The 20,955-nt window shown below is 63.5% G+C and carries 22 protein-coding genes; 11 read left to right on the plus strand and 11 right to left on the minus strand.

The genetic code is table 11. The features are described from left to right. The 6 genes from ROG8370_RS07535 to ROG8370_RS07560 are packed head-to-tail and all read left to right on the plus strand — an operon-like array spanning position 1 to position 4,794. Positions 1-1,269: a nitrous oxide reductase family maturation protein NosD gene (locus ROG8370_RS07535; protein ID WP_085826472.1), complete on the plus strand. Its 1,269-nt coding sequence runs from the start codon at positions 1-3 to the stop codon at positions 1,267-1,269. Beyond that, entirely contained in the window at positions 1,259-2,164 is a 906-nt protein-coding gene (locus ROG8370_RS07540) for an ABC transporter ATP-binding protein (RefSeq protein WP_085826473.1), read from the plus strand. Before ROG8370_RS07535 ends, ROG8370_RS07540 begins: the two co-directional genes overlap by 11 nt. Continuing rightward, the gene (locus ROG8370_RS07545) at positions 2,164-2,985 is read left to right on the plus strand and encodes an ABC transporter permease (RefSeq protein ID WP_085826535.1); all 822 of its coding nucleotides are present in this window, start codon (positions 2,164-2,166) and stop codon (positions 2,983-2,985) included. Before ROG8370_RS07540 ends, ROG8370_RS07545 begins: the two co-directional genes overlap by 1 nt. Then, positions 2,982-3,494, plus strand: a complete 513-nt coding sequence (locus ROG8370_RS07550) for a nitrous oxide reductase accessory protein NosL (RefSeq protein ID WP_085826474.1) — start codon at positions 2,982-2,984, stop codon at positions 3,492-3,494. Before ROG8370_RS07545 ends, ROG8370_RS07550 begins: the two co-directional genes overlap by 4 nt. Next, positions 3,491-4,381, plus strand: coding sequence for an FAD:protein FMN transferase (locus tag ROG8370_RS07555; protein ID WP_085826475.1), 891 nt, complete (start codon positions 3,491-3,493; stop codon positions 4,379-4,381). The genes ROG8370_RS07550 and ROG8370_RS07555 overlap by 4 nt, the downstream gene beginning before the upstream one ends. A 32-nt stretch (positions 4,382-4,413) precedes the next feature. Beyond that, positions 4,414-4,794 carry a c-type cytochrome gene (locus ROG8370_RS07560; RefSeq protein ID WP_085826476.1) on the plus strand — a complete coding sequence of 127 codons (381 nt, stop codon included), beginning with the start codon at positions 4,414-4,416 and terminating at the stop codon, positions 4,792-4,794. Between the two features lie 53 nt (positions 4,795-4,847). On the opposite strand, the gene ROG8370_RS07565 is transcribed toward ROG8370_RS07560, so the two are convergent. The 11 genes from ROG8370_RS07565 to ROG8370_RS07615 form a co-directional block, all read right to left on the minus strand. Then, positions 4,848-5,081, minus strand: a complete 234-nt coding sequence (locus tag ROG8370_RS07565; RefSeq protein ID WP_085826477.1) for a hypothetical protein — start codon at positions 5,079-5,081, stop codon at positions 4,848-4,850. Further along, positions 5,078-5,779 (minus strand): CbiX/SirB N-terminal domain-containing protein, encoded by a 702-nt coding sequence (locus tag ROG8370_RS07570; protein WP_245827255.1) that lies wholly within the window; start codon positions 5,777-5,779, stop codon positions 5,078-5,080. The genes ROG8370_RS07565 and ROG8370_RS07570 overlap by 4 nt, the downstream gene beginning before the upstream one ends. Next, positions 5,776-7,338 (minus strand): nitrite reductase, encoded by a 1,563-nt coding sequence (locus ROG8370_RS07575; RefSeq protein ID WP_085826479.1) that lies wholly within the window; start codon positions 7,336-7,338, stop codon positions 5,776-5,778. Before ROG8370_RS07575 ends, ROG8370_RS07570 begins: the two co-directional genes overlap by 4 nt. Beyond that, complete coding sequence (gene nirJ / locus ROG8370_RS07580; protein WP_085826480.1) at positions 7,313-8,530, minus strand: heme d1 biosynthesis radical SAM protein NirJ; 1,218 nt, start codon at positions 8,528-8,530, stop codon at positions 7,313-7,315. The genes ROG8370_RS07575 and nirJ overlap by 26 nt, the downstream gene beginning before the upstream one ends. Next, on the minus strand, positions 8,530-9,021 hold the full coding sequence (ahbB, locus tag ROG8370_RS07585) for a siroheme decarboxylase subunit beta (RefSeq protein WP_085826481.1): 492 nt from the start codon (positions 9,019-9,021) through the stop codon (positions 8,530-8,532). Before ahbB (ROG8370_RS07585) ends, nirJ begins: the two co-directional genes overlap by 1 nt. Then, entirely contained in the window at positions 9,018-9,479 is a 462-nt protein-coding gene (locus ROG8370_RS07590; protein WP_085826482.1) for an Lrp/AsnC family transcriptional regulator, read from the minus strand. Before ROG8370_RS07590 ends, ahbB (ROG8370_RS07585) begins: the two co-directional genes overlap by 4 nt. Continuing rightward, positions 9,476-10,465, minus strand: a complete 990-nt coding sequence (ahbB, locus tag ROG8370_RS07595) for a siroheme decarboxylase subunit beta (protein ID WP_085826483.1) — start codon at positions 10,463-10,465, stop codon at positions 9,476-9,478. The genes ROG8370_RS07590 and ahbB (ROG8370_RS07595) overlap by 4 nt, the downstream gene beginning before the upstream one ends. Positions 10,466-10,468: 3 nt before the next feature. Further along, positions 10,469-11,710 carry a cytochrome D1 domain-containing protein gene (locus ROG8370_RS07600; RefSeq protein WP_085826484.1) on the minus strand — a complete coding sequence of 414 codons (1,242 nt, stop codon included), beginning with the start codon at positions 11,708-11,710 and terminating at the stop codon, positions 10,469-10,471. Beyond that, positions 11,707-12,006, minus strand: a complete 300-nt coding sequence (locus ROG8370_RS07605) for a c-type cytochrome (protein ID WP_085826485.1) — start codon at positions 12,004-12,006, stop codon at positions 11,707-11,709. The genes ROG8370_RS07600 and ROG8370_RS07605 overlap by 4 nt, the downstream gene beginning before the upstream one ends. Continuing rightward, positions 11,999-12,775 (minus strand): uroporphyrinogen-III C-methyltransferase, encoded by a 777-nt coding sequence (cobA, locus tag ROG8370_RS07610; protein ID WP_085826486.1) that lies wholly within the window; start codon positions 12,773-12,775, stop codon positions 11,999-12,001. Before cobA ends, ROG8370_RS07605 begins: the two co-directional genes overlap by 8 nt. A gap of 76 nt (positions 12,776-12,851) precedes the next feature. After that, positions 12,852-14,606 carry a nitrite reductase gene (locus ROG8370_RS07615; protein WP_085826487.1) on the minus strand — a complete coding sequence of 585 codons (1,755 nt, stop codon included), beginning with the start codon at positions 14,604-14,606 and terminating at the stop codon, positions 12,852-12,854. A 111-nt stretch (positions 14,607-14,717) separates the two neighbouring features. Here ROG8370_RS07615 and ROG8370_RS07620 point away from each other — a divergent pair, with 111 nt between their 5' ends. The 5 genes from ROG8370_RS07620 (at position 14,718) to ROG8370_RS07640 (ending at position 20,946) form a co-directional block, all read left to right on the plus strand. Continuing rightward, on the plus strand, positions 14,718-16,754 hold the full coding sequence (locus ROG8370_RS07620) for a NosR/NirI family protein (RefSeq protein ID WP_085826488.1): 2,037 nt from the start codon (positions 14,718-14,720) through the stop codon (positions 16,752-16,754). Positions 16,755-16,765: 11 nt separating this feature from the next. After that, positions 16,766-17,965, plus strand: coding sequence for an NnrS family protein (locus tag ROG8370_RS07625; RefSeq protein WP_085826489.1), 1,200 nt, complete (start codon positions 16,766-16,768; stop codon positions 17,963-17,965). 330 nt (positions 17,966-18,295) lie between these two features. Continuing rightward, entirely contained in the window at positions 18,296-18,748 is a 453-nt protein-coding gene (locus ROG8370_RS07630) for a c-type cytochrome (RefSeq protein WP_085826490.1), read from the plus strand. A gap of 15 nt (positions 18,749-18,763) precedes the next feature. Next, positions 18,764-20,128 carry a cbb3-type cytochrome c oxidase subunit I gene (locus ROG8370_RS07635; protein ID WP_085826491.1) on the plus strand — a complete coding sequence of 455 codons (1,365 nt, stop codon included), beginning with the start codon at positions 18,764-18,766 and terminating at the stop codon, positions 20,126-20,128. A 17-nt stretch (positions 20,129-20,145) separates the two neighbouring features. Continuing rightward, entirely contained in the window at positions 20,146-20,946 is an 801-nt protein-coding gene (locus ROG8370_RS07640; RefSeq protein WP_370738328.1) for a CbbQ/NirQ/NorQ/GpvN family protein, read from the plus strand. Positions 20,947-20,955 lie beyond the last annotated feature (9 nt).

Consider the following 20,955-nt stretch of genomic DNA (forward strand, 5'->3'; position numbering starts at 1 on the left):
ATGCGGTGCCTCGCCCCCCTTCTGGCGCTTTGCCTTTCGCTGCCCGGCCTTGCCGTGGCAGAGGAGCGGGCTGTGCCGGCCGGGGGTGGGGCGCTGGCGCTGGCCATAAAAACCGCCGGGGCGGGGGATACCCTCCGCCTTGGCCCCGGTCGCCATCAGGGCGGGCTGGACATCACGCGCCCCGTGACGATTGACTGCGCGGCGGGCGCCGAGATTGACGCGGGCGGGCAGGGCAGTGTTCTGACGCTTCGCGCGCCGGAGGTGACCATTTCCGGCTGTACCCTCACCGGATCAGGCAGCGATCACGAGGCACTTGATAGCGGCATTCGCCTTCTCAAGGGGGCGGACGGCGCGCGCATTATCGGCAACCACCTGAACGGCAACCTTTACGGCGTCGATATCCACGGCGCCCGCAACGCAGAGGTCGCAGGCAACACCATCGAAGGCCGACAGGATCACCGCATGAATGCGCGCGGCAATGCTGTCTATCTCTGGGATGCGCGGGGGGCGGAGGTTGTGGGCAACGATATCCGCTGGGGCCGTGACGGCATCTTCGTGAACACCTCGCATTCCAATGCTTTCGTCGGCAACCGCTTTCGCGACCTGCGCTTTGCGGTGCACTTTATGTACGCCAATAAATCCGAGGTCAGGGGCAATCTGTCGATCGGCAATCACCTTGGCTATGCGGTGATGTTTTCCAAGGGCCTCAGGCTTTTGAACAATGTCTCTCTGGGGGATGCCGAGCACGGCATCATGCTGAACTACACCAATAGCTCCGAGGTGCGCGGCAACCTTGTCAGAAACGGCGGCGACCGCTGTCTGTTCATCTATAACGCCCATAAGAACCGGGTCACCGGCAACCGGTTCGAGCGCTGCGGCATCGGCGTGCATTTCACCGCCGGCTCCGAGCGCAACGCTATCAGCGGCAATGCCTTTGTCGGCAATCGCACGCAGGTGAAATATGTCGGTTCCAAATGGCTTGACTGGAGCGATGGCGGCATCGGCAACTACTGGTCCGATTTCGCCGCCTATGACCTCAATGGCGACGGGCTTGCCGACACGCCCTATCGCCCCAACGACAGCATGGATCATATCCTTTGGACCCAGCCCTCGGCGCGGCTGCTTTTGGGCGCGCCGGCTGTTCAGCTGGTGAAATGGGCGCAATCGGCCTTTCCGGCGCTCTTGCCCGGCGGGGTGATCGACAAGGCCCCGCTGATGCGGCCCAAGGAGATCGCGATGCCAGATTGGGAGAGACGACATGACGGATGACAGGCGCGCCCTCACGATCTCGGCCCTGACCAAGACCTATGGCAAATCCGAGGTTCTTGGCGGCATCGACCTTAGCCTTGCCGCCGGGGAGCGGGTCGCTTTGCTGGGGCATAACGGCGCCGGTAAATCCACCCTGATCAAGCTTGTGCTTGGGCTGATCCGGCCCAGTGGCGGCCAGATCCGTGTTGACGGTCACCCCCCCGGAAGCATGGCCGCACGCAGCGCCACCGCCTATCTGCCCGAACAGGTGGCTTTTCACAAATCACTCACGGGGCGCGAACAGCTCACGACCTTTGCCCGGCTGGCGGGCGAGCATCCCAAGATCGTTGCCCCCCTGCTTGAGCGTGTCGGTCTGGCCGAGGCCGCCGACCGGCGCATCGGCACATGGTCCAAGGGCATGCGGCAACGCCTTGGGCTGGCGCAGGCCCTGCTGGGGCGTCGCCGTGTCGCCCTGCTGGACGAGCCGACCAGTGGGCTTGACCCGATATCGCGCCACGATCTTTACGCGGTGATTGCGGAGATGGCCGCAGGCGGCACCGCCGTTCTGATCGCCAGCCACGCCCTGACCGAGCTTGAGGCGCGCACCGACCGGATCGCGATCATGCGCAAGGGGCGGCTGGTGGCCGACGATACCTTGCCGGGTCTCAGCCAAAAGGCGGGCCTTCCGACCCGTATCCGCCTGACGGCGCGTGACGGGGCGGCGGAGCATGTCCATGCCGAACTGGGCGGCACGCGGGTCAATGGCTGTGCGGTCGAGCTCAGCTGTAGCGGCGATCAGAAGATGGCCCAGCTTGCGCGCATCTCGGGGCTTGGCGACGCGGTGCGCGACGTCGAAATGGCCCCGCCCAGCCTTGAGGATATCTACCGTCACTATTGTGGGGAGGCCCGCCAATGATTGCCCGTATCCTAGCCATCGCCATGGCCGAGTTTCGCATTCAGCGGCGCAATCGCTGGCTGGTCTCGGCCACCTCTTTGATGACGCTGTTCGCGCTGGCGCTGACCTTTGCGGGATCGGCGCCGACGGGCACGCTCGGGGTTGATCTGCTGACTGTGTCGGTGGCGTCGATGACGACGCTCGCGGTCTATCTCGCGCCGTTTCTGGCGCTGATGATCGGTTTTGACGCCATCGCGGGCGAGGCCGAGCGCGGCACGCTGGGGCTGGTGCTGACCTATCCGCTCAGCCGGGGAGAGATGCTCCTGGGGAAATTCGCGGCCCATCTTTTGGTGCTGAGCATTGCCATTGCGCTGGGCCTTGCCTCGGCGGGGATTGCGGCGGCGCTGGCCGGTGGGGCCGGTGCTGAAAGCGTGCTGGCGCTGGTTCGGCTCATTGCGACGGCGATCCTTCTGGGGGCGTGTTTTCTGGCGCTTGGCTATGTCGCCTCTGCGCTCTCGAATAGTGTTGCCGGGGCGGCGGGGCTTGCCGTGGGCCTCTGGCTGGTGCTGGTGGTGCTTTATGATCTGGGGCTTTTGGGGGCGCTGGTGTTTGACGATGGTGGGGCGTTCACAAGTTACGTCTTTCCCTGGCTTCTGGCCGCCAACCCGGCGGATGCGTTTCGACTCTGGAACGTGGCCGGCTCGCAGCAGGTGGCGCTGGTCTCGGGCATGGCAGGGGCCGGGGCGGCACTGCCGGTCTGGGCGGCACCGATGTCGCTGTTCCTCTGGCCTCTTCTGGCCCTCGGGCTGGCCCGCGCCGCCTTTGCGAGGGTCGAGCCATGAAACGTCTTCTGCTTGCAACCCTGCTGCTTGCGGCCTGTAAAGAGGAGACGGCGCAAGCGCCCGATCCGATCGCCATGACCGCCGACGCGCTCAGCCATTTTTGCCTGATGCAGGTCGACAATCACCCCGGCCCCAAGGCGCAAATCCATCTCAAGGGCCTGCCCGAGCCGATCTTTTTCGCGCAGATGCGCGACGCACTTGCCTATGTGAAGGGCCCCGAACGCGACGCCGACATCCTTGCCTTTTACGTCAGCGACATGGGCGCGGCGGAAAGTTGGGAGAGCCCCGGCATCGACAATTGGGTCGCCGCGCAAACGGTCAGCTTCGTGGTGGGGGCCGATGTCACCGGCGGCATGGGGGCGCCCGAAATCGTGCCGTTTTCCGACCCCGCCGCAGCCAAGGATTTCGCCGCCCGCAAAGGCGGCAAGGTGATGACCCTCTCCGAGATTCCGGCGGAGCTTGTGCTTGCCCCGGTCGATGTCATTTTCAACGAGGAGGCCCCGACATGACCCCAACCCGCCGCCGTTTCCTGAGCATTTCGGCCGCCGCCATTGCCCTTCCGGGCGCGGCTATGGCGTTGACGCAAACCGCGCGCTGGAGCGGGGTTGCGTTTGGTGCCCCGGCCTCGGTGACGCTTGTCGGCATAAGCGCGATTGACGCCCGCCCGGTCTTTGCCCGGCTTGAGGCCGAGCTTGCGCGGCTTGAGCGTATCTTTAGCCTTTACCGCCCCGATAGCGCGCTTGTGCGGCTCAATCAAACCGGTCGCCTTGTTGCGCCGCCGCCCGAATTGCTGGGCCTTCTGACGCTGGCGGGCAGGATACACGGCGCGACCGAAGGTGCTTTTGATCCCACGGTTCAGCCGCTCTGGAGCGCCCATGCCAATGGCGGCGATGTCGCCACGGCGCGGCATTCTGTCGGCTGGGAGGGGCTGCGCTTTGATGCGCAGGAAATCCGTTTTGAGCGGCCCGGCATGGCGCTGACGCTCAACGGTATTGCGCAGGGCGAGATCACCGACCGTATCGCGGCGCTGCTTGGCGGGCAGGGGTTTGGCGATATTCTTGTGGATATCGGTGAAATCGTCGGGCGCGGTCATCGCCCCGACGGCACCCCCTGGCAGGCCGGGATTGCCACGCCAGAGGGCGACATCCTGGAGCGCATCACCCTGAGCGACCGCGCCCTCGCCACATCGGCGCCCAAAGGCACGCGCCTGACGGGGGATCAGGGCCATATCCTTGGCCCGCAGGGGCAGGTGCCCCGCCACAGCATCGTGAGCCTGTCGGCGCCGAACGCGGCTTTGGCGGACGGGCTTTCGACCGCGCTTTGCCTGCTTGACGGGCCGTCGGCGCAAGCGGCTGTGGCGCGCTTTGCGGGCGCGAAAATCGAAATCATTGCCTGACATTCATCCCCAACCAAAGAGGAGAACGACCCATGAAAACCACCCTTATGACAGCCGCCGCACTGGCCCTGGCGCTTGGCGCGCCGGCCCTTGCCGATGGCGACGCCGAGGCGGGCGAGAAGGTGTTTAAGAAATGCAAGGCCTGCCATCAGGTGGGCGAGGACGCCAAGAACCGCGTCGGCCCGGTTCTGAATGGCATCGTTGGGCAACCGGCAGGGGCTTTGGAGGATTTCAAATACTCATCGGTCCTGCAGGAGCGCGCCGCCGAGGGCCTTGTCTGGACCAATGAAGAGCTGAGCGCCTTTCTGGCCAGCCCGAAGAAATATATGAAGGGCACCAAGATGTCTTTTGCCGGGCTGCGCAAGGACGATGATATCGAAGACGTCATCGCCTATCTGGCGACCTTCGAATAACGCGGCGGTCCCGCCGTCACCGGTCGCCTCGCATCACGCCGGGGCGGCCGTTTTCATTTGCGCCCCTCGGCCTCGTCCATCAGGCCGCGCACCCATTTCGTCACCCACCAGTTGACCGGCAGGGCCAGCGGAACACAGGCAAGAAGCGCGCTCACCGGCGAGAGTGCAGGCAGGCCAATCGCCTGCCACATCAAGCCCAGCATGAACAGGTTGATCGCCACCGCCAATGCGGTGAACGGGTAGAGCAACAGGTAGAGCCGGGTCAAATTGGGGCCTGCGGCGGTCATGCGTTCACCCTCGCCGTCTCCAACGCCCGCGCGACCAGCCTGGCCACCTCGGGCGCGCAGCCGATTGGCGCGAGCGCGACACCTTTGTACTCCGACGCGTCCAGCGCCTCGGGGATATCATCCATCACATGGCCGCCCCTCGCGGCAAAGAACGGCAAACAGATCGCCTTGGGGCCAAGATCAAGCGCCACATCGGCCAGATAGGGCGCCTCTTCGACAAAGCCGACGCGGATCTCGGCAAAGGCAATCAGTTGCGAAAGGGCGCTTGCAAAGGCCTGCGTGTCGCGCGCCGAATTGCGGCTGCGGCCAGAGCCGTGGGCGGCGATGAAAAGTCGGCTCTCGCCGGGCTGCCAGCCCTCGCGGGAAAGGGTGGCGCGCAGCACATCTGCCGCCATCCCCGGCAGGCCGGGATCAAGCCCCAGAGGCGGCAAAATATCCGCCTGCCTGTCGCGCAGGCGCTTGCGAAGCTCGTCGCCGGTGAACCAGCCGGCGGTCATGAACAGCGGATAGACCAGCGGATGCGGCCCCGCCGCCGTTAATGCGGCCTCAAGCGCGCCGGGCTTGGCCAAGGTCGCGCTTGCAACCTGCCAGCCGGGCAGGGCGCGCGCCACCTCGGCGGCAAGGGCCGCGAGCGTGGCCTCGGCCGGGTCCGGATCAGAGGGCTGTCCGTGGCTGACGATGATTGCGCTGCTGCTCAATGGCTTGTTCCTTCCGAGAATGTTATCTTGTTGAAAACATTGTATTTTCCAGACGGTTTGCGCATTGCCAGCCGGGTCACCTCTTCCAGCGTTCTGGCATCATAGACGATGACCGCGCCGTCGTCTTCCCAGACCGACACAAGGGCATGGCTGCCGTCGCGGGTAAATTCGACATGCGCCACCGTGGCGCCCGGAACAGGGCGCAGGGTTTTGACAATCTCAAGGCTTTGCTTGTCGATCACATGCATCACGTCCTTGTTTGGGCCAAAGAACACGTCTGCCCAGAAGTAGGGCGAATTTTCGTGACTTCTCAGGAAAAAGCCCGGCCCGTCGGTCTTGATGGTCTGGATCAGCTGCCAGGTTTCGGTGTCGATCACCGACAGCATGCCCTCTTTCAGATGCGGCGTGGCCATCACGCGGCGGCCGTCACGCAGCCACGAAATGCCGGACCCCAGATGCGGCATGCCGGGCAGCGGCAATTCGGCAATCTCGCGGCCCACATTCAGGTTCACCACCACGCCGCGTCCGGTGTTGCGCGCCGCGCCCATCAGGTGGCGGTAATCATCGGTGAAGAAGAAATCGTCCAGCGGCTCGGTGATCTCGATCCGGCGGCGGGCGAAGAGCCCCTCGGACGAGGGGATCGCCTCGATCATGCCCTTCTCGCGGCTGTGCACGAAGCCTTCATAGACCGGCTCGGCGTCGGGGGTGGTCGCCACCTCCCAGATTTCGGGGGTGTCTTTCAGGGCCAGGATAAAGCTCTGGCGTTGCGGGGCCTGATAGACCGCCGAAACCCGGCTTTTGGTGCCATCCTTGCCCACGACCGGCATCACCCGCTCAACGCTCAGATCGTTGGTCGACAGCAGGCTCAGCGTCATCGGCAGGTAATTGGCCACCGCAAGATGTTCGCCATCGGCGCTGATCGCGATGTTGCGGCTGTTCAGCCCGGCGCGCACACGGCCGACCTGATGCAGCGACCAGATATCGTATTTTTGCACCCAGCCATCACGCGACATGATGAAAACATAGCGCCCGTCGGGGCTGAATTTTGGGCCGCCATGCACGGCAAAAGGCGTCTCGAAGCGGTCGAGCACCGCAAAGGTGTCGCCATCCAGAACGCTGACATGGTGATCGCCGGTTTCCACCACCAGCGTGATATTCAGCGGATCGGCGTCAAACACCGGTGCCGCTGCGGCGCTGTAATCGGGATCAAACCAGCGGGTTTGCGCAATCTGCTCGGCGGTCCAGTCGGGCACCTGCGCCAGCGGTGTATGCAGCCAGGCCGCCAGCTCGGTGATGTCATTCGCCCCCAACACCGCGTCGAAGGCGGGCATTTGGGTCGCCACCCGACCATGGGTAATCACCTTTTCAAGGTTCGGCCCGCGCATCCGGCCCAATGTCTCGGGGATCAACGCAGGCCCGGTGCCGCCCAGCCGGTCGGCCCCGTGGCAGGCGGCGCACTCGGTGCTGTAAATCTGCGCCGGATCGGCCTTGGCCGACACGACCCCCCAAAAAATTGTGCCCAGCAAAAGCGCGCTAGTTAAAGCGATGGATCGGGTCATGTTTCTTGCCTCTGAACGGGGTTACGGTCAGGCGCTCACCCGCACCTGTGACGCCGATTTCGCGATCGCTCAGGTAACAGGCCGGATCTTCGGCCCAGGGATCGCCGGTCAGTTGCAGCGCGCGAATGCGGGTATTGCCGCCGCAGACGGATTTGAACGCGCAGGCCCCGCAGCGCCCCTTGAGCGGGCGGGGCCGCAAGCGCAGCTGCGCCAGCATCGGGTCTTCCCCCGTCCAGAGCGTTGAAAACGGCGTGACCTTGACGTTGCCGACGGTGTAATCGGACCAATAGGTATCCGGGTGCACCCGCCCCAGCGTGTCGATATTGGCCACGCCCAGTCCCGAGGAATTGCCGCCCCAGGCCTCAAGATGGTCGCGCAGATGCGCCACGCGCGCCTCGTCAAAATGCCGTTCGGCCCACCGCAGCATATAGACCGCGTCGGCGTCGTTGTTGCCGGTCACGATATCCAGCGGCGCATTCTCGGCCACGCCGACCCAGGCGCGATCAATCAGCTCGTCCAGGGCCTTGCGGGTATGGGCATGCACCGCATCCTCGCCCCGGTTCTTGTCGCCGCGCCCGGCATAGACAAGATGGCTGAGGTAGAATTTATCCACGCCCTCGTCATCGCAAAGCTGAAGTAAATCAGGCAGCTGCGCGGCGTTGTCGCGGGTCAGGGTAAAGCGCAGGCCCACCTTGATGCCGCGCTTCTTGCATTCGCGCACCCCGCGTACGGCCTGATCAAAGGCGCCATCAACACCGCGAAACCAGTCATTGGTGCGGCCAATCCCGTCGATGGAAATGCCGACATATTGAAACCCGATTTCGGCCACCCGGTCGGCGGTCTCGCCGTGGATCTGGGTGCCGTTTGTGCTGAGCGCCAGAAACCGGACCTTCTTGCGCGCGGCCTCGGCCAGCTCGAAGAAATCGAACCGGCCCATCGGCTCGCCGCCCGACAGGATTAGCGCCGGAATATTGAAATCCCCCAGATCATCCAGCACGCCCATCGCCTGTTCGTGGCTCAGCTCGCCGGGAAAATCGACATCCGCCGAGACCGTATAGCAATGGCGGCATTTCAGGTTGCAGCGCCGGGTCAGGTTCCAGATCACCACCGGCTTGACCGCCCCCGTGCCGCGCCGCGCGCGCACCGGTGTCGGATTTACCAATTGTTGCATATATTCCGAGAGGCGAAACATCAGTGGCCCTCCTTTGACCGGAGCCGAAGCCCGGTCTTTTTCAAAATGCGTGTCGAATAGAGAATGTCACTGCCGCGACAGGCCCCGCCCAATAGCGCGGCAACCTCTTGTCGTTTGGCCTCGACCTCGTCGCGGTTGCTGCCGTGGATCATCGCAAACAGGTTATAGGGCCAGTCGGGCAGGGCGCGGGGCCGCTCGTAACAGTGGCTCACGTAGTCGAGCGCGCCGACCTGCGCGCCAAGGTCCGCTACGCGGGCATCGTCGATGTCCCAGACCGACATGCCATTGGCCAGCATGCCAAGCGCATAGTGGTTGGGGGCCACGGCCACCCGGCGAATGATGCCGCTATCGTGCATCGCGCGCAGGCGGTTGCAGAGCTCGCTTTCGCCAAGCCCCAGTTCCTGCGCCACGGCCGCGTAGGGCTGTGGCACAAGCGGCAGGCCGGCCTGCGTGGCGGCGATGATCCGGCGGTCTGTGGAATCGATGCTCATGCGGCCACCCTGAACCTGATGAAGAATTCCCGGAGCTTCGGGAAACAGAGCACGCGCAGCCCTGTTTCCTGCTCCAGCGATTTGGCCACCGCCTCGATCTCTGGCGCGGATTCGGTTGCGAGAACGAACCACATGTTGAGGTGGTGACTGCGTTCATAATTATGTGCCACCTCGGGGCGGGCATTGACTTTGGTCAGGACCGTTTCAAAATCCGCCTTTGGTACGGCCATGGCACAGAGGCAAAACGCCCCGCCCATCGCCTCGGCATCAAAAAACGGACCAAAGCGGGTGATGATCCGCTCGGCTTTCATCCGCTCCAGCCGCGCCAGAAGATCGGCCTCTTCCAGCCCCAGCTCTTGCGCGACGATTTCAAACGGATCGGGTGCAATCGGAAAGCCCTCTTGCAGATGGTTCAGGATCAGCCGGTCGGTGGCATCAAGAGGCGCGGTAGGTGTCATGCGATTGTCCTTTCCTGCGCCACGAGGGCGCCGGTCTGTTTGAAACAGTGGCTTGAAAACAGCGCCAGATGCGGCACACCCTGCAACTCGGGCAGGGCGGCGGCGCTTGCCAGCCGGGCAAGGGCGTCCTTTCGGCTTTGGGCGTGGATCATGGAATAGAGCCGGTAGGGCCAGACGCCGGCAACCGGCGTGCGCTCGTAGCACAGGGTGACACCGGGGTGTGCGGCCAGCACCGGGCCGGCGCGGGTGATGGCCTCGTGCGGCAGATCCCAGACCACCATCGCATTGGAGCGCCAGCCAAGCGCTCGGTGGCGCACGATGACCCCGAGGCGCGCGATGATCCGCGCCGCGCTCAGCACCCTGATCCGTGCCATCACCTCGGCCTCGCTGCGCCCCAGCATGTTTCCGATCGCCGCGTAGGGCCGCGCATCAAGCGGCAGGCCCCGCATCAACGCCTGCACGATGTCGCGGTCGCCGGGCTGCAACACGTCCGTCTCCGGCGCTTGGCTTTGAGGCGCGCGCGGATCTTCACCGCGCAGGCTAAAGCCGAGGTCAAGGTTGAAGGGCCGCACCAGCCGCAGGTCGAGCACGCGCAGCCCGCTGCGCTGCGCGATCCGGGCGAGGGCCGCATCCACATGGTCCCGGTCGGGGCCGGTGGCGACAAACCACAGGTTCCAGTCGTGTTCGCGCAGGTAGGAGTGGTTCACCCCCGGCTCTGCGCCGATGATCGCCGCGACGTCTTCGATCCGGTCCTCGGGGGCGGCCACCGCAGCGAGGGTGCTGGCCGATATGGTATTGGGCGCACAGGTGGCGCCCAACCGGGTGACCTGACCGGCCTCGACGCGGGCACGCAACCGCTCGATCACATTTGTCTCGCTGGTGCCGAGATGCTCTGCCAGCACGCCAAAGGGCCGCTCGGTGATTGGAAAATCCCGCTGCCAGTCGTTCAGAAGCGCGCGATCAATCGGGTCATTTACCCCTTGCATCTCTCAAAGCCCCATGCGGTGGGCGCGGGCGGTGAAAAAGATGCCCGAGGGGCTTTCAGCCGCGATTTCGCCCAGTTTTTCAAAGGTTTCCGTGTCATAGATCATCACCTTTCCGGCGTCGCGGACTGACAGCCAGACCTCGTGACCGCGCGGCGTAAACTCCATGTGCAAGACGCCGGGGCCGGGGGTAAACTGGTGGATGACCCCTTTGGTCACGCTGTCGATCACCTGTACTGTGTCATTCAGCGGATGGGCGAAGTTGACCCAGACGTGGCGCCCGTCGGGGCGGGAAATGGCGAAAACCGGCTGTCCGTGAGTGGCGGTTCTGCCGGTTTCCTGCAGGCTGCGCGCATCGACCCAGAGCACCTCGTGCTGGCCCATGGCGGGCAGCACGAAATCCTGTCCTGCCAAGGCCCAGCCTTCCAGGTGCGGCATCTTGTAGACCGGCAGCCCCTCGCGCCCCTTGGCATAGCCGGGCAGGATTACCTGCGGCTCTGGATGCTCCTGCCAGAGGTCCAGCGCGCTCAGGTGATCCTCGCCGAACAGCCCGGCGATATAGGTGCGCCCGTCGCCGGTGACCAGAGCGTCATAGGGGTTGGTGCCCATGCCCTTGATCCTGGTGATCTGCGCGGTCTCGCCCGAGAGATCGGCAATCCATGTCTCGCCCGCGTCCCAGAGGGAAAAGACAAACCGGGTTCCCGGAATATCCACGAGGCCGATGGTCTTGCTGCCGGTCGGGATGTCGGCCACCATTTCGAGCGTGTCGGCATCAAAGACGCGCACGCCGCCGGGCTCGTAGTTCGAGACCGCCACGAAACGCCCGTCATCCGAGATCGCGCCGCCAATGGAATTGCCCGCCTGCATCACGCGGGCGGTGATGGTTTGCGCCAGAATATCCACCTTGCTCAGCCCGCCGTCGCGGCCAAAGACATAGGCGAAGTGTTCGTCCGGGGAGTAGACCAGCGAGGCATGTGAAAGATCGCCAAGTCCGGTGATGCGCCCGATGCTGGCGCGCTCGGACTGATCCACCACCAAAAGCGACCCGCTGGCGCGTTCCACCACCAGCCCCAGATCACCGGTCGGTTGCGCCGAGGCGGGAAGTGGCGGCGCACAGAGCGCAAGAGCCGCCAGCGACAGTGCAAGAATGCGGGTGCGGAGGCCTCCGGCGGGAGTATTTCGGGAACGGTGAATGCCAGATCCGTGCCGGTTCTCGACCGTGTTGGGGGACAGGGGGACTGGGGTCATTCGGGGTCACCTTCTAGAAGATAATCGGCAATCCAGGCGGCCTCATCCTTGCTGAGCAGGGGGCGCCAGGGCGGCATCGGCGTGCCGGGGAGGCCGTCAAGGATCACGTCTGTGAGGTCGTCGCGCCGATAATGCGCAAGCGACGCGGGGCGGATGTCGGGGCCAAGCCCCCCCTTGAGCGTCATCCCGTGGCACGAGCCGCAATCCTGACGGACCAGCCGCTTGAGGGCCTTTGGGTCAGGGTCGGCCAGGGCCGGGGTGGCGGCGAGCGCCAGTATGAGGGTCAGCCTATTCACCCACCATCACCTCGGGCAGATCCACCGGCAGGGCGTCGGCGGCGTGGCAAAGCGAGACAACATGGCCGATCACAAACAGCACCGGCGCGCGCAGCGGGCCTTGCGCCACGTCAAGGCCGATCCGGTCCAGTCGCGACAAAAGCCGTGTTTCGCGCGGGGTGGTGACATTCGATACCGCCAGCACCGGCAGGGCGCCGGGCATCCCTTCGCGCATCAGGTTGAGGGCGATTTCGGCAATATTTGCGACGCCCATGTAGACCACAAGGGTGGTGTCTTCGCTGGCCAGGCTTTTCCAGTCGAGGTCAAGCCGGGCATCGGCGGCGCGGTGGCCAGTGACATAGCGCACCCCGGTGGCCAGCCCGCGGTGGGTGAGCGGCACGCCGGTGGCGGCGGCCATGCCTTGAGCTGCGGTGATGCCGGGGGCATATTCCACCGCGATCCCGCGTTCCATCAGATAGGCGGCCTCTTCGGAGCCGCGCCCGAATATCATCGGATCACCGCCCTTGAGGCGGGCCACCGTCAGCCCCTCACAGGCCAGTTCGTAGAGAATTTCGTTGATGCGATCCTGCGGCACGGCGTGGGATTTGGGGGCTTTGCCGACCGGCACCATTCTGGCGGTCATCGGCGACAGGGCCAGGATTTCGGGGCTGACCAGCCGGTCATAGACCACCGCATCGGCGCCCTTGAGCATCGTCAGCGCGCGCAGCGTCATCAGGTCAACGGCACCGGGGCCGGCCCCGATCAGATGAACTTTGCCTGTCGCGGTCATGGTGCTGGCTCCTTGGCTGGCGGTCAAATATCATGGGGAAGGGTCGGGGGCCCGGCATGGGCCCCCGGCCTGCGCGTCAGTAAACGTCGGCGCGGGTGTTATAGACGTTGAATTTGCCCGTTGGCGTGATCAGGCGCGGGTCCTTGATCACATGCTTGAGCTCAAGCGTCTTGTCGTCGATCACCACGATGGCCGATTCAAGGTCCTTGGCATTCCAGACCGAGAACCAGATCTCATTTCCGGCCTTGTTGAATTCGCCTTGCACAACGCGGGGCTGGCCTTCGGCAATCCCGGCCCATTCGACGATGGGCAGCACGGTGAATTCCGGCTCTTCGTCGGCCAGATCCGCCAGCTTGAAGACCGCAACCGAGCCTGAAACTTCGGCATCGGGGTTGAGCGGCGCATCGACATAAAGGTGCTCAGAGGTGGGATGGGTTTTGACGAACAGCGACCCGCCGCCCAGACCGTAAAGCTGTTGCACCATTTTCCACGCCTGATCAGGGTGACCCTCGGGGTCGGTCCCGATAAGGGCGATGGTATCGTCGCCCAGATGCGAGGTTGCCCAGACCGGCCCATAGGTCGGGTGGATCAAATTGGCGCCACGCCCCGGATGCGGGGTCTGGCCTTCGGTCTCGATTACCGAGACAAGCGAGCTTTCCTTGGTGTCGATCACCACGACCTTGCCGCGCGCATTGGCGGCCGTCAGGAAATAGCGCTGCGTGCTGTCCAGACCGCCATCATGCAGGAAACGTTCCGCGTTGATCTCGGTGATCTTCAGGGCTTCGATGTCGGAATAATCCACCATCAGGATCTTGCCGGTTTCCTTGACGTTGACCAGGAACTCGGGCTTGTAGTGCGAGCCCAGGATAGCGGCAACGCGCGGTTCGGGGTGATAGGTCTGTTCGTCATAGGTCATGCCACGGGTCGATTTGATCCGCAGCGGTTCAAGTGTATCGCCATCCATGATCACGAATTGCGGCGGCCAATAAGCCCCGGCGATGGCGTATTTATCCTCATAGCCCTTGAACTTGGAGGTCTCGACCGAACGCGCCTCGGCGCCGACCTTGATTTCGGCCACGGTATCGGGGTTTTCCATCCAGAGGTCGATCATGTTGACCTTGGCGTCGCGGCCGATCACGAACAGATAGCGCCCAGAGGCGGAAATCCGGCTGATGTGCACGGCATAGCCGGTCTTGAGGACCGACTTGATTTCATAGCTGGCCCCGTCAATCAGGGCGATCTCGCCAGAGTCGCGCAGGGTCACCGAGAACAGGTTGTCGATATCCCAGTCGTTCATCTTCTCGGTCGGGCGGTCTTCGGGCGCGACGTGCACCTTCCAGCTGGCCTTCATTTCCGGCATGCCGAATTCTGGCGGCGCTGGTGCGTCAAGCAGGATATAACGCGCCATCATGTCGACTTCGTCTTCGGTCAGATCACCCGAGGTGCCCCAGTTGGGCATGCCCGCAGGTGAGCCGTAGGTGATGAAATCCTTGATGTACTCAAAGCCGTTTTCGCGCGTCACGTCAGGCGTCAGAGCCTTGCCCGTCGCCCCCTTGCGCAGCACACCGTGACAGCCGGCGCAGCGCTCGAAATAGATCGTGTTGGCCTTTTGGTATTCACTGGGGGTCATCACCGGGTCGCCGGGCTTGCGGCCCGGAATTTCAACCTGGATCTGGCCGAGCGTCGTCATGCTGGGCTGATAGGCCGCCGAAGCGTCATCCCCGTGGTCAGCGGGCTTTTCCTGCGCGATCGCGCCGGAGGCCGCCAGCCCGAGGGCAATGGCGGCGCTCGACAAGAGCGTGACACGCCATGTGGCATTCTTGGGTTTCATTTGAGTTACTCCAATTCCGCTGGTGAGGCCCCTCAAGAGTGGGGGGAGCGCGCGCGCACTTCCTTGACTTTAGTCAACGCTTTGACGGCGCAGCGGCGCGACAGTCGGCCCATGATCCGCATTGCCCTTTTCATCGCCTGTCATCTCTGGCTTGCTCTGGCGCCTCTGGCATCTGTGGCGCAGGCGCAGGGCGACCTGCGCACGCGGGCCGATGGCGCGGTATCTGCGGCGGTGCCGACGCGCGCCATCGCTGCTGGGCTGTTCGGTCTGGCAGAGGCGCCGGTGGTGCAGCATCAGGGCGAGCCGGTGCCGGGCTGGCTGGTGTCGGATGCCTCTGGCACTGTGGGATATATCGCCTCGACTTGGGCGGTGACGGGGTCGGTCGGATATTCCGGGCGGCCTCTGGATGTGCTCGTGGCGATCGACACCACTGGCCGTATCGCGGGCGCCAGATTGATGCGCCACGCCGAGCCGATCCTGACGCTTGGCCTGTCGGATCGTGATATTGCCCGATTCGTCGGCGGCTTTGCCGGGGTTGACCTTTCCAATCCCGAGGGCCCCGGAACCGGCCCCGATATGCCCGATGTCATTTCGCGCGCGACCGTCTCGACGGGTGTTATCCGCGATTCGATCCTGCGCACGGCGCGCACGCTGGCGATTGCGCGTGGCGTTCTGCCCGGTGGCGGGATCGACAGGGTGAGTTTTGAGCCGCAAAGCTGGGCGGCGCTGATGGCGCAGGGCGCGATCACGCGGCGCAGCGTCACACTGACCGAGGCCAGCCGCGCGATGACCGGGGCCAAGGTGCCGGTGCCGACCGGCGAGACGCCGTTCATCGACCTTTACATGGCGCTGCTCGATCCGCCGGGAATCGGGCGCAACATCCTGGGACAACAGCAATTCACCCGCACGGTGGGCGCGCTTGGACCGGGGGAAACGGCGCTTTTCGTGGCGTCTTCGGGGCTGACCTCGCATCGCGGCACCAACTGGCGGCGCAGCGGTGTTTTTGACCGGCTGGTGGTGGTGCAGGGGGAAACGCGCATCGCGCTGGTCAAATCGGGCTATACCCGCATCGACAAACTTGCCGCCCCGGATGCGCCGCCCCTTAAGGAACGCAGCATCTTTCATCTGCCGGGCGAGGGGTTTGATCCGCTTTTGCCCTTCACGCTGGAGTTGACCGCGTCGCGCCCCTCAGGGGCCGGCGCGGTCAGTTTTACCACCCAGCTTACCTACGTCCTACCCTCTGCCTATATCACCGCCCCCCCGCCTGAACCTGCGCCGCTCTGGCAATCGCGCTGGACTGAAAAGCGGTTCGAGGTCGCCAGCGTGATGGCGATGATGGCCCTTCTGACGCTGATCCTCTTGTTGCAGGAATGGCTGGTGCGCCGCCCGCGCCTTTGGCTTGGGCTTCGGCTGGGCTTTCTTGGCACCACGCTGATTTGGCTTGGTTGGGTGCTCAACGGCCAGCTTTCAGTGGTGCAGGTGGTGGCCTTTGTGCAATCGCTGCTGAGCGGTTTTCACTGGGAGACCTTCCTGATCGAGCCGGTGATCTTCACCCTCTGGGGCGGTGTGGCGCTTGGTCTGCTGTTTTGGGGGCGCGGCGTTTTCTGTGGCTGGCTCTGCCCGTTTGGCGCCTTGCAGGAGCTTAGCAATCTCGCCGCGCGCCGCTTGCGTGTGCCGCAGATCGCCGTGCCCCACGCGATCCACGAGCGGCTCTGGATCATCAAGTACACGCTGTTTCTGGCGATCCTCGCACTCAGCTTTTATTCGATGGACCTTGCCCTGCGTCTGGCCGAGGCCGAGCCGTTCAAGACCGCGATTTCCATGCGGATGATGCGGGCCTGGCCGTTTGTGGGCTTTGTGCTGGCGCTGCTTGTGGCGGGGCTTTTCATCGAGCGGTTTTATTGCCGCTATCTCTGTCCGCTGGGGGCGGCACTTGCGCTTCCGGCCAAGCTCAAGGTGTTTGACTGGCTGCACCGGCGCCCGCAATGCGGTCGCGAATGCCGGTTGTGTGAAACCAAATGCACCGTCGGCGCGATTGATCCGCTTGGCCGGATCAACGCAAACGAATGCGTGCTCTGCCTGCGCTGTCAGGTGGTGATGAACGATGCCGCAACCTGTCCGGTTCTCAAACGCCGGGCGCGCAAATAGGAGGCACAGATATGATCGCTGCTTTGAAACGTGTGCTTTGCGAGCCTCACCGCGTCTTCTTTCTGGCCGCCGGGCTTTACGCCGTTTTCGCCCTGGCCGTGTGGGAGATCTGGCTTGGTCTTGATTTCGCCTCGGGCAGCGCGCCCGCCATGCCCTTTGCCGCCGCGCCCTACCTGTGGCACGCGCATGAGATGGTCTTTGGCTATGCCAGTGCCGCGCTTGGCGGGTTTTTCCTGACGGCGGTGCCCAATTGGACCGGCAGCAAGGACACCGCCAAGCTCTTTGTCGCCGCCGCTGCCCTGGTCTGGTTGGCGGGGCGGCTGGCGGTCTGGATGTCGGGCAGCTTGCCGCCCGTTGCCGTCGCGGTCATCGACCTTGCCTTTCTGCCGCTGCTGGGGGGCAAGATCGCGCTGATGCTCTTGCGTCGCCCAAAGCCGCAGAACGTTGCCTTTCTGGCCTTTCTGAGCCTTGTCTGGGCGGGCAACCTTATGGTGCATCTGGAATGGATCGGCCTTGCGGATGACACTCTCTACACCGGGCTGCGCGTCGGGCTGTTGTCGCTTTGCTTGATGATTGCCGTGCTCGGCGGGCGGGTGACGCCGGGATTTACCCGCAACGCGATGAAGCGGGCAGGCGTGGCCGAGGTCACCCTGCCGACATCGCGCAAGCCTGTTGATCTTTCGGGAAGTGTGACGATTGCCCTTGTGCCGCTCGCGCTGCTCTTGCGCCTGCCCGACACGCTGACCGGCGCATTGGCCATTCTCGGAGGGGCATTGCACCTGTTGCGCATCAGCTTTTGGCGGCCCTGCTGGACGCTTGGTCAACCGATCCTCTGGGCGTTGCACCTTGGCATGGCGATGCTGGGGCTTGGCCTTGTCCTTTGGGGCAGCAGCCTGTTGGGGCACGGCAGCGAGGTGGCGGGCCTGCATGTTCTGGGCATCGGCGCAGTGGGTGGGATGACCGTCGCGGTGATGAGCCGTGCCATTCTTGGCCATACAGGGCGCGCCCTTGTTGCCCCGCGCGCAGTCGCTCTTGCCTATGGGCTGATTGGTCTCGCTGCGGGGCTGCGTTGGCTTGCCTCCAACCTGTCGGCAGGTATCTACCTTCCGGTCTTGCTGGTCACCGGCGCCTTGTGGATTGCGGCCTTCAGCCTCTTTACCGTCTCGCTTTGGCCCGCTTTTGTAGGCCCTCGTAAAGACCGCGCCAATTAAGGTGCTGTCCGCTGTCCGGGGTCATGTCCAACCGAGCCGACGGGCGGCCTTTCGATGTATTGTTGAAAACGCCCATCGATAGATTAGAGAATAAAACCGGCTCAAACGCTCCCTTTGAAACTCTATACGCGGTCCGTTTCCTCTAAAGAAAACGGACCGGAAAATGGACATCTTCCGGATCGGAATTTTTGGAAAATTCCGTGGGACAGAACGTTAACTCCGGCCCCGAACCCTCACCGCTTTTCGCCAGCCGTTGACTTTGGTCAAGGATCGCCGCGCAGTCCCCCCGCAGAGTGAGCGCATTCGCATTAACGCGCAAAGGAGATCGCAATGCGCGATGTCATGACCAAGAGCATGGCCCGGAATATCTTTTATGGCGGGTCGCTGTTCTTCATCATCATCTTTCTGGGGCTGTCGCTCCATTCGCACCGCTATATCGTCACTACCTCGACAAACGCCGAGACGCTGACCGAAAGCGTCGCGCATGGCAAACGGCTCTGGGAAAAACACGCCTGTATCAACTGTCATACGATCATGGGCGAGGGGGCGTATTTTGCGCCTGAACTGGCCAATGTGACAACCCGCTGGGGTGTCGCCGATGACCCGGACGGCGCGTTCGAGATGCTGGACGGCTGGATGAAGGCGCAACCAAGCGGCGTCGAAGGGCGCCGACAGATGCCACGCTTTGATCTGAACCCCGAGGAAACCCGTGCGCTTGCCGATTTCCTGCGGTGGGTCGATTCCATCGACGCACAGGGCTGGCCCCCGAACGACGCGGGCTGAGAAAGGACCATTCAAATGAAATACCAATCCCAAAAAATCGCGCTGGCCTACTTCGGTGTCGCCCTGGCGCTCTTTCTGGTTCAGATCCTGGGCGGGCTGCTGGCGGGGCTGATCTATGTGATGCCCAACACCCTGTCGGAACTTCTACCGTTCAACATCGTGCGCATGCTGCACACCAACTCTCTGATCGTTTGGCTGCTTCTGGGCTTTTTCGGGGCCGCCTATTTCCTGATCCCCGAAGAGGCCGAGCGCGAAATCCATTCGCCCAAGATCGCCTATCTGCAACTGATCATCCTTGTTGTGGGCACTCTGGGCGTGGTGCTGACCTATGTGTTCAACCTGTTTGAGGGCAATTGGCTTTTGGGCAAGGAGGGGCGCGAGTTTCTGGAGCAACCCAAATGGGTCAAGGCCGGGATCGTCGTGGCCGCCTTGCTGTTTCTTTACAACGTCACCATGACGGTGCTTCAGGGCCGCAAGACCGCGATCACCAATATCCTGTTGCTGGGGCTCTGGGGGCTGGCGCTTTTGTTCCTGTTCGCCTTTTACAACCCGGAGAATCTGGCGCTCGACAAGCAGTACTGGTGGTATGTCGTGCACCTCTGGGTCGAGGGTGTGTGGGAGCTTATCATGGCGTCCATCCTGGCCTACCTGATGCTCAAGCTGACCGGGGTCGACCGTGAAGTGGTCGAGAAATGGCTTTATGTCATTGTCGCCGCCGCTTTGTTCTCGGGCATCCTTGGCACTGGTCACCACTATTACTGGATCGGCTCGCCGGGCTATTGGCAGTGGATCGGGTCGATCTTTTCCAGCCTCGAAATCGTGCCGTTCTTCGCGATGATGGCCTTTGCCTTTGTCATGGTCTGGAAAGGGCGACGCGACCATCCCAACAAGGCTGCGCTTTTGTGGTCACTGGGCTGTGCCACGCTGGCCTTCTTCGGGGCCGGGGTCTGGGGCTTTCTGCACACGCTGCACGGGGTCAACTATTACACCCACGGCACACAGATCACCGCCGCTCATGGGCACCTGGCCTTTTATGGCGCCTATGTCTGTCTCAACCTGGCGATCTTTACCTATGCCATGCCGATCCTGCGCAATCGCGATCCCTATAATCAGGTGCTCAACATGGCGTCGTTCTGGCTGATGTCGGGGGGCATGGTGTTCATGACCTTCACGCTGACATTTGCGGGCACGGTTCAGACCCACATGCAGCGCGTGGTCGGGGATTACTTTATGGATGTCCAGGACTCCATCGCCATCTTCTACTGGATGCGGCTTGGCTCTGGCGTTGTGGTCTTCCTTGGCTTGCTGCTCTTCCTTTACGCGCTGCTCGTGCCGCGCAAAGAGGTGATCTCGGCTGATACCTCGGTCGCGGCGGAGTGAAGCCGATGGATGGAGCCATGACCCAAAACCGGACCGGGGCGGCAGACGCCCCGTTCTACCTCGCGCAGGGCGATGAATGCGCCCTGTTTCAGGCTGCCTTCGACAATACCTTGCCGGTGCTTCTAAAAGGGCCGACCGGATGTGGCAAAACCCGCTTCGTGGCCCATATGGCGGCAAGGCTTGGTCGCCCGCTTTATACCGTCGCCTGTCATGATGACCTCTCGGCGGCGGACCTGATCGGGCGTTATCTGCTCAAGGGCGGCGAAACCGTCTGGGTCGACGGCCCCCTGACCCGCGCGGTGCGCGAGGGGGCGATCTGTTATCTCGACGAGGTGGTCGAGGCCCGCAAGGACGTCACCGTGGTGTTGCACCCGCTGACCGATGACCGGCGCATTCTTCCCATCGACCGCACCGGCGAAGAGCTTGAGGCCGCCCCCGGTTTCATGCTCGTGGCGTCCTATAATCCGGGCTATCAGAATATCCTCAAGACCCTCAAACCCTCGACCCGACAGCGCTTTGTCGCGATGGAGTTCGACTTTCCCACGCCCGATCTTGAAATCAAGGTGGTCGCCCAGGAAAGCGGCCTCTCGCCGGATCGTGTGGCCCCTCTGGTGCGTCTTGCGGGCAAGCTGCGTGCGCTGAAAGGGCAGGACCTTGAAGAGGGGGTTTCAACCCGTCTTGTCATCTATGCCGCAACCCTCATCGCGCAGGGCATGCCGATTGATCGCGCCATCGAGGCGACGATGATCGAGCCGCTCACCGATGATGCGGATGTAAAACGCGGGCTCCTCGATCTGGTAACGGCTGTCTTTGGGTGAGGCATGGCC

This window comes from Roseovarius gaetbuli, from assembly GCF_900172365.1.
Taxonomy (GTDB): domain Bacteria; phylum Pseudomonadota; class Alphaproteobacteria; order Rhodobacterales; family Rhodobacteraceae; genus Roseovarius; species Roseovarius gaetbuli.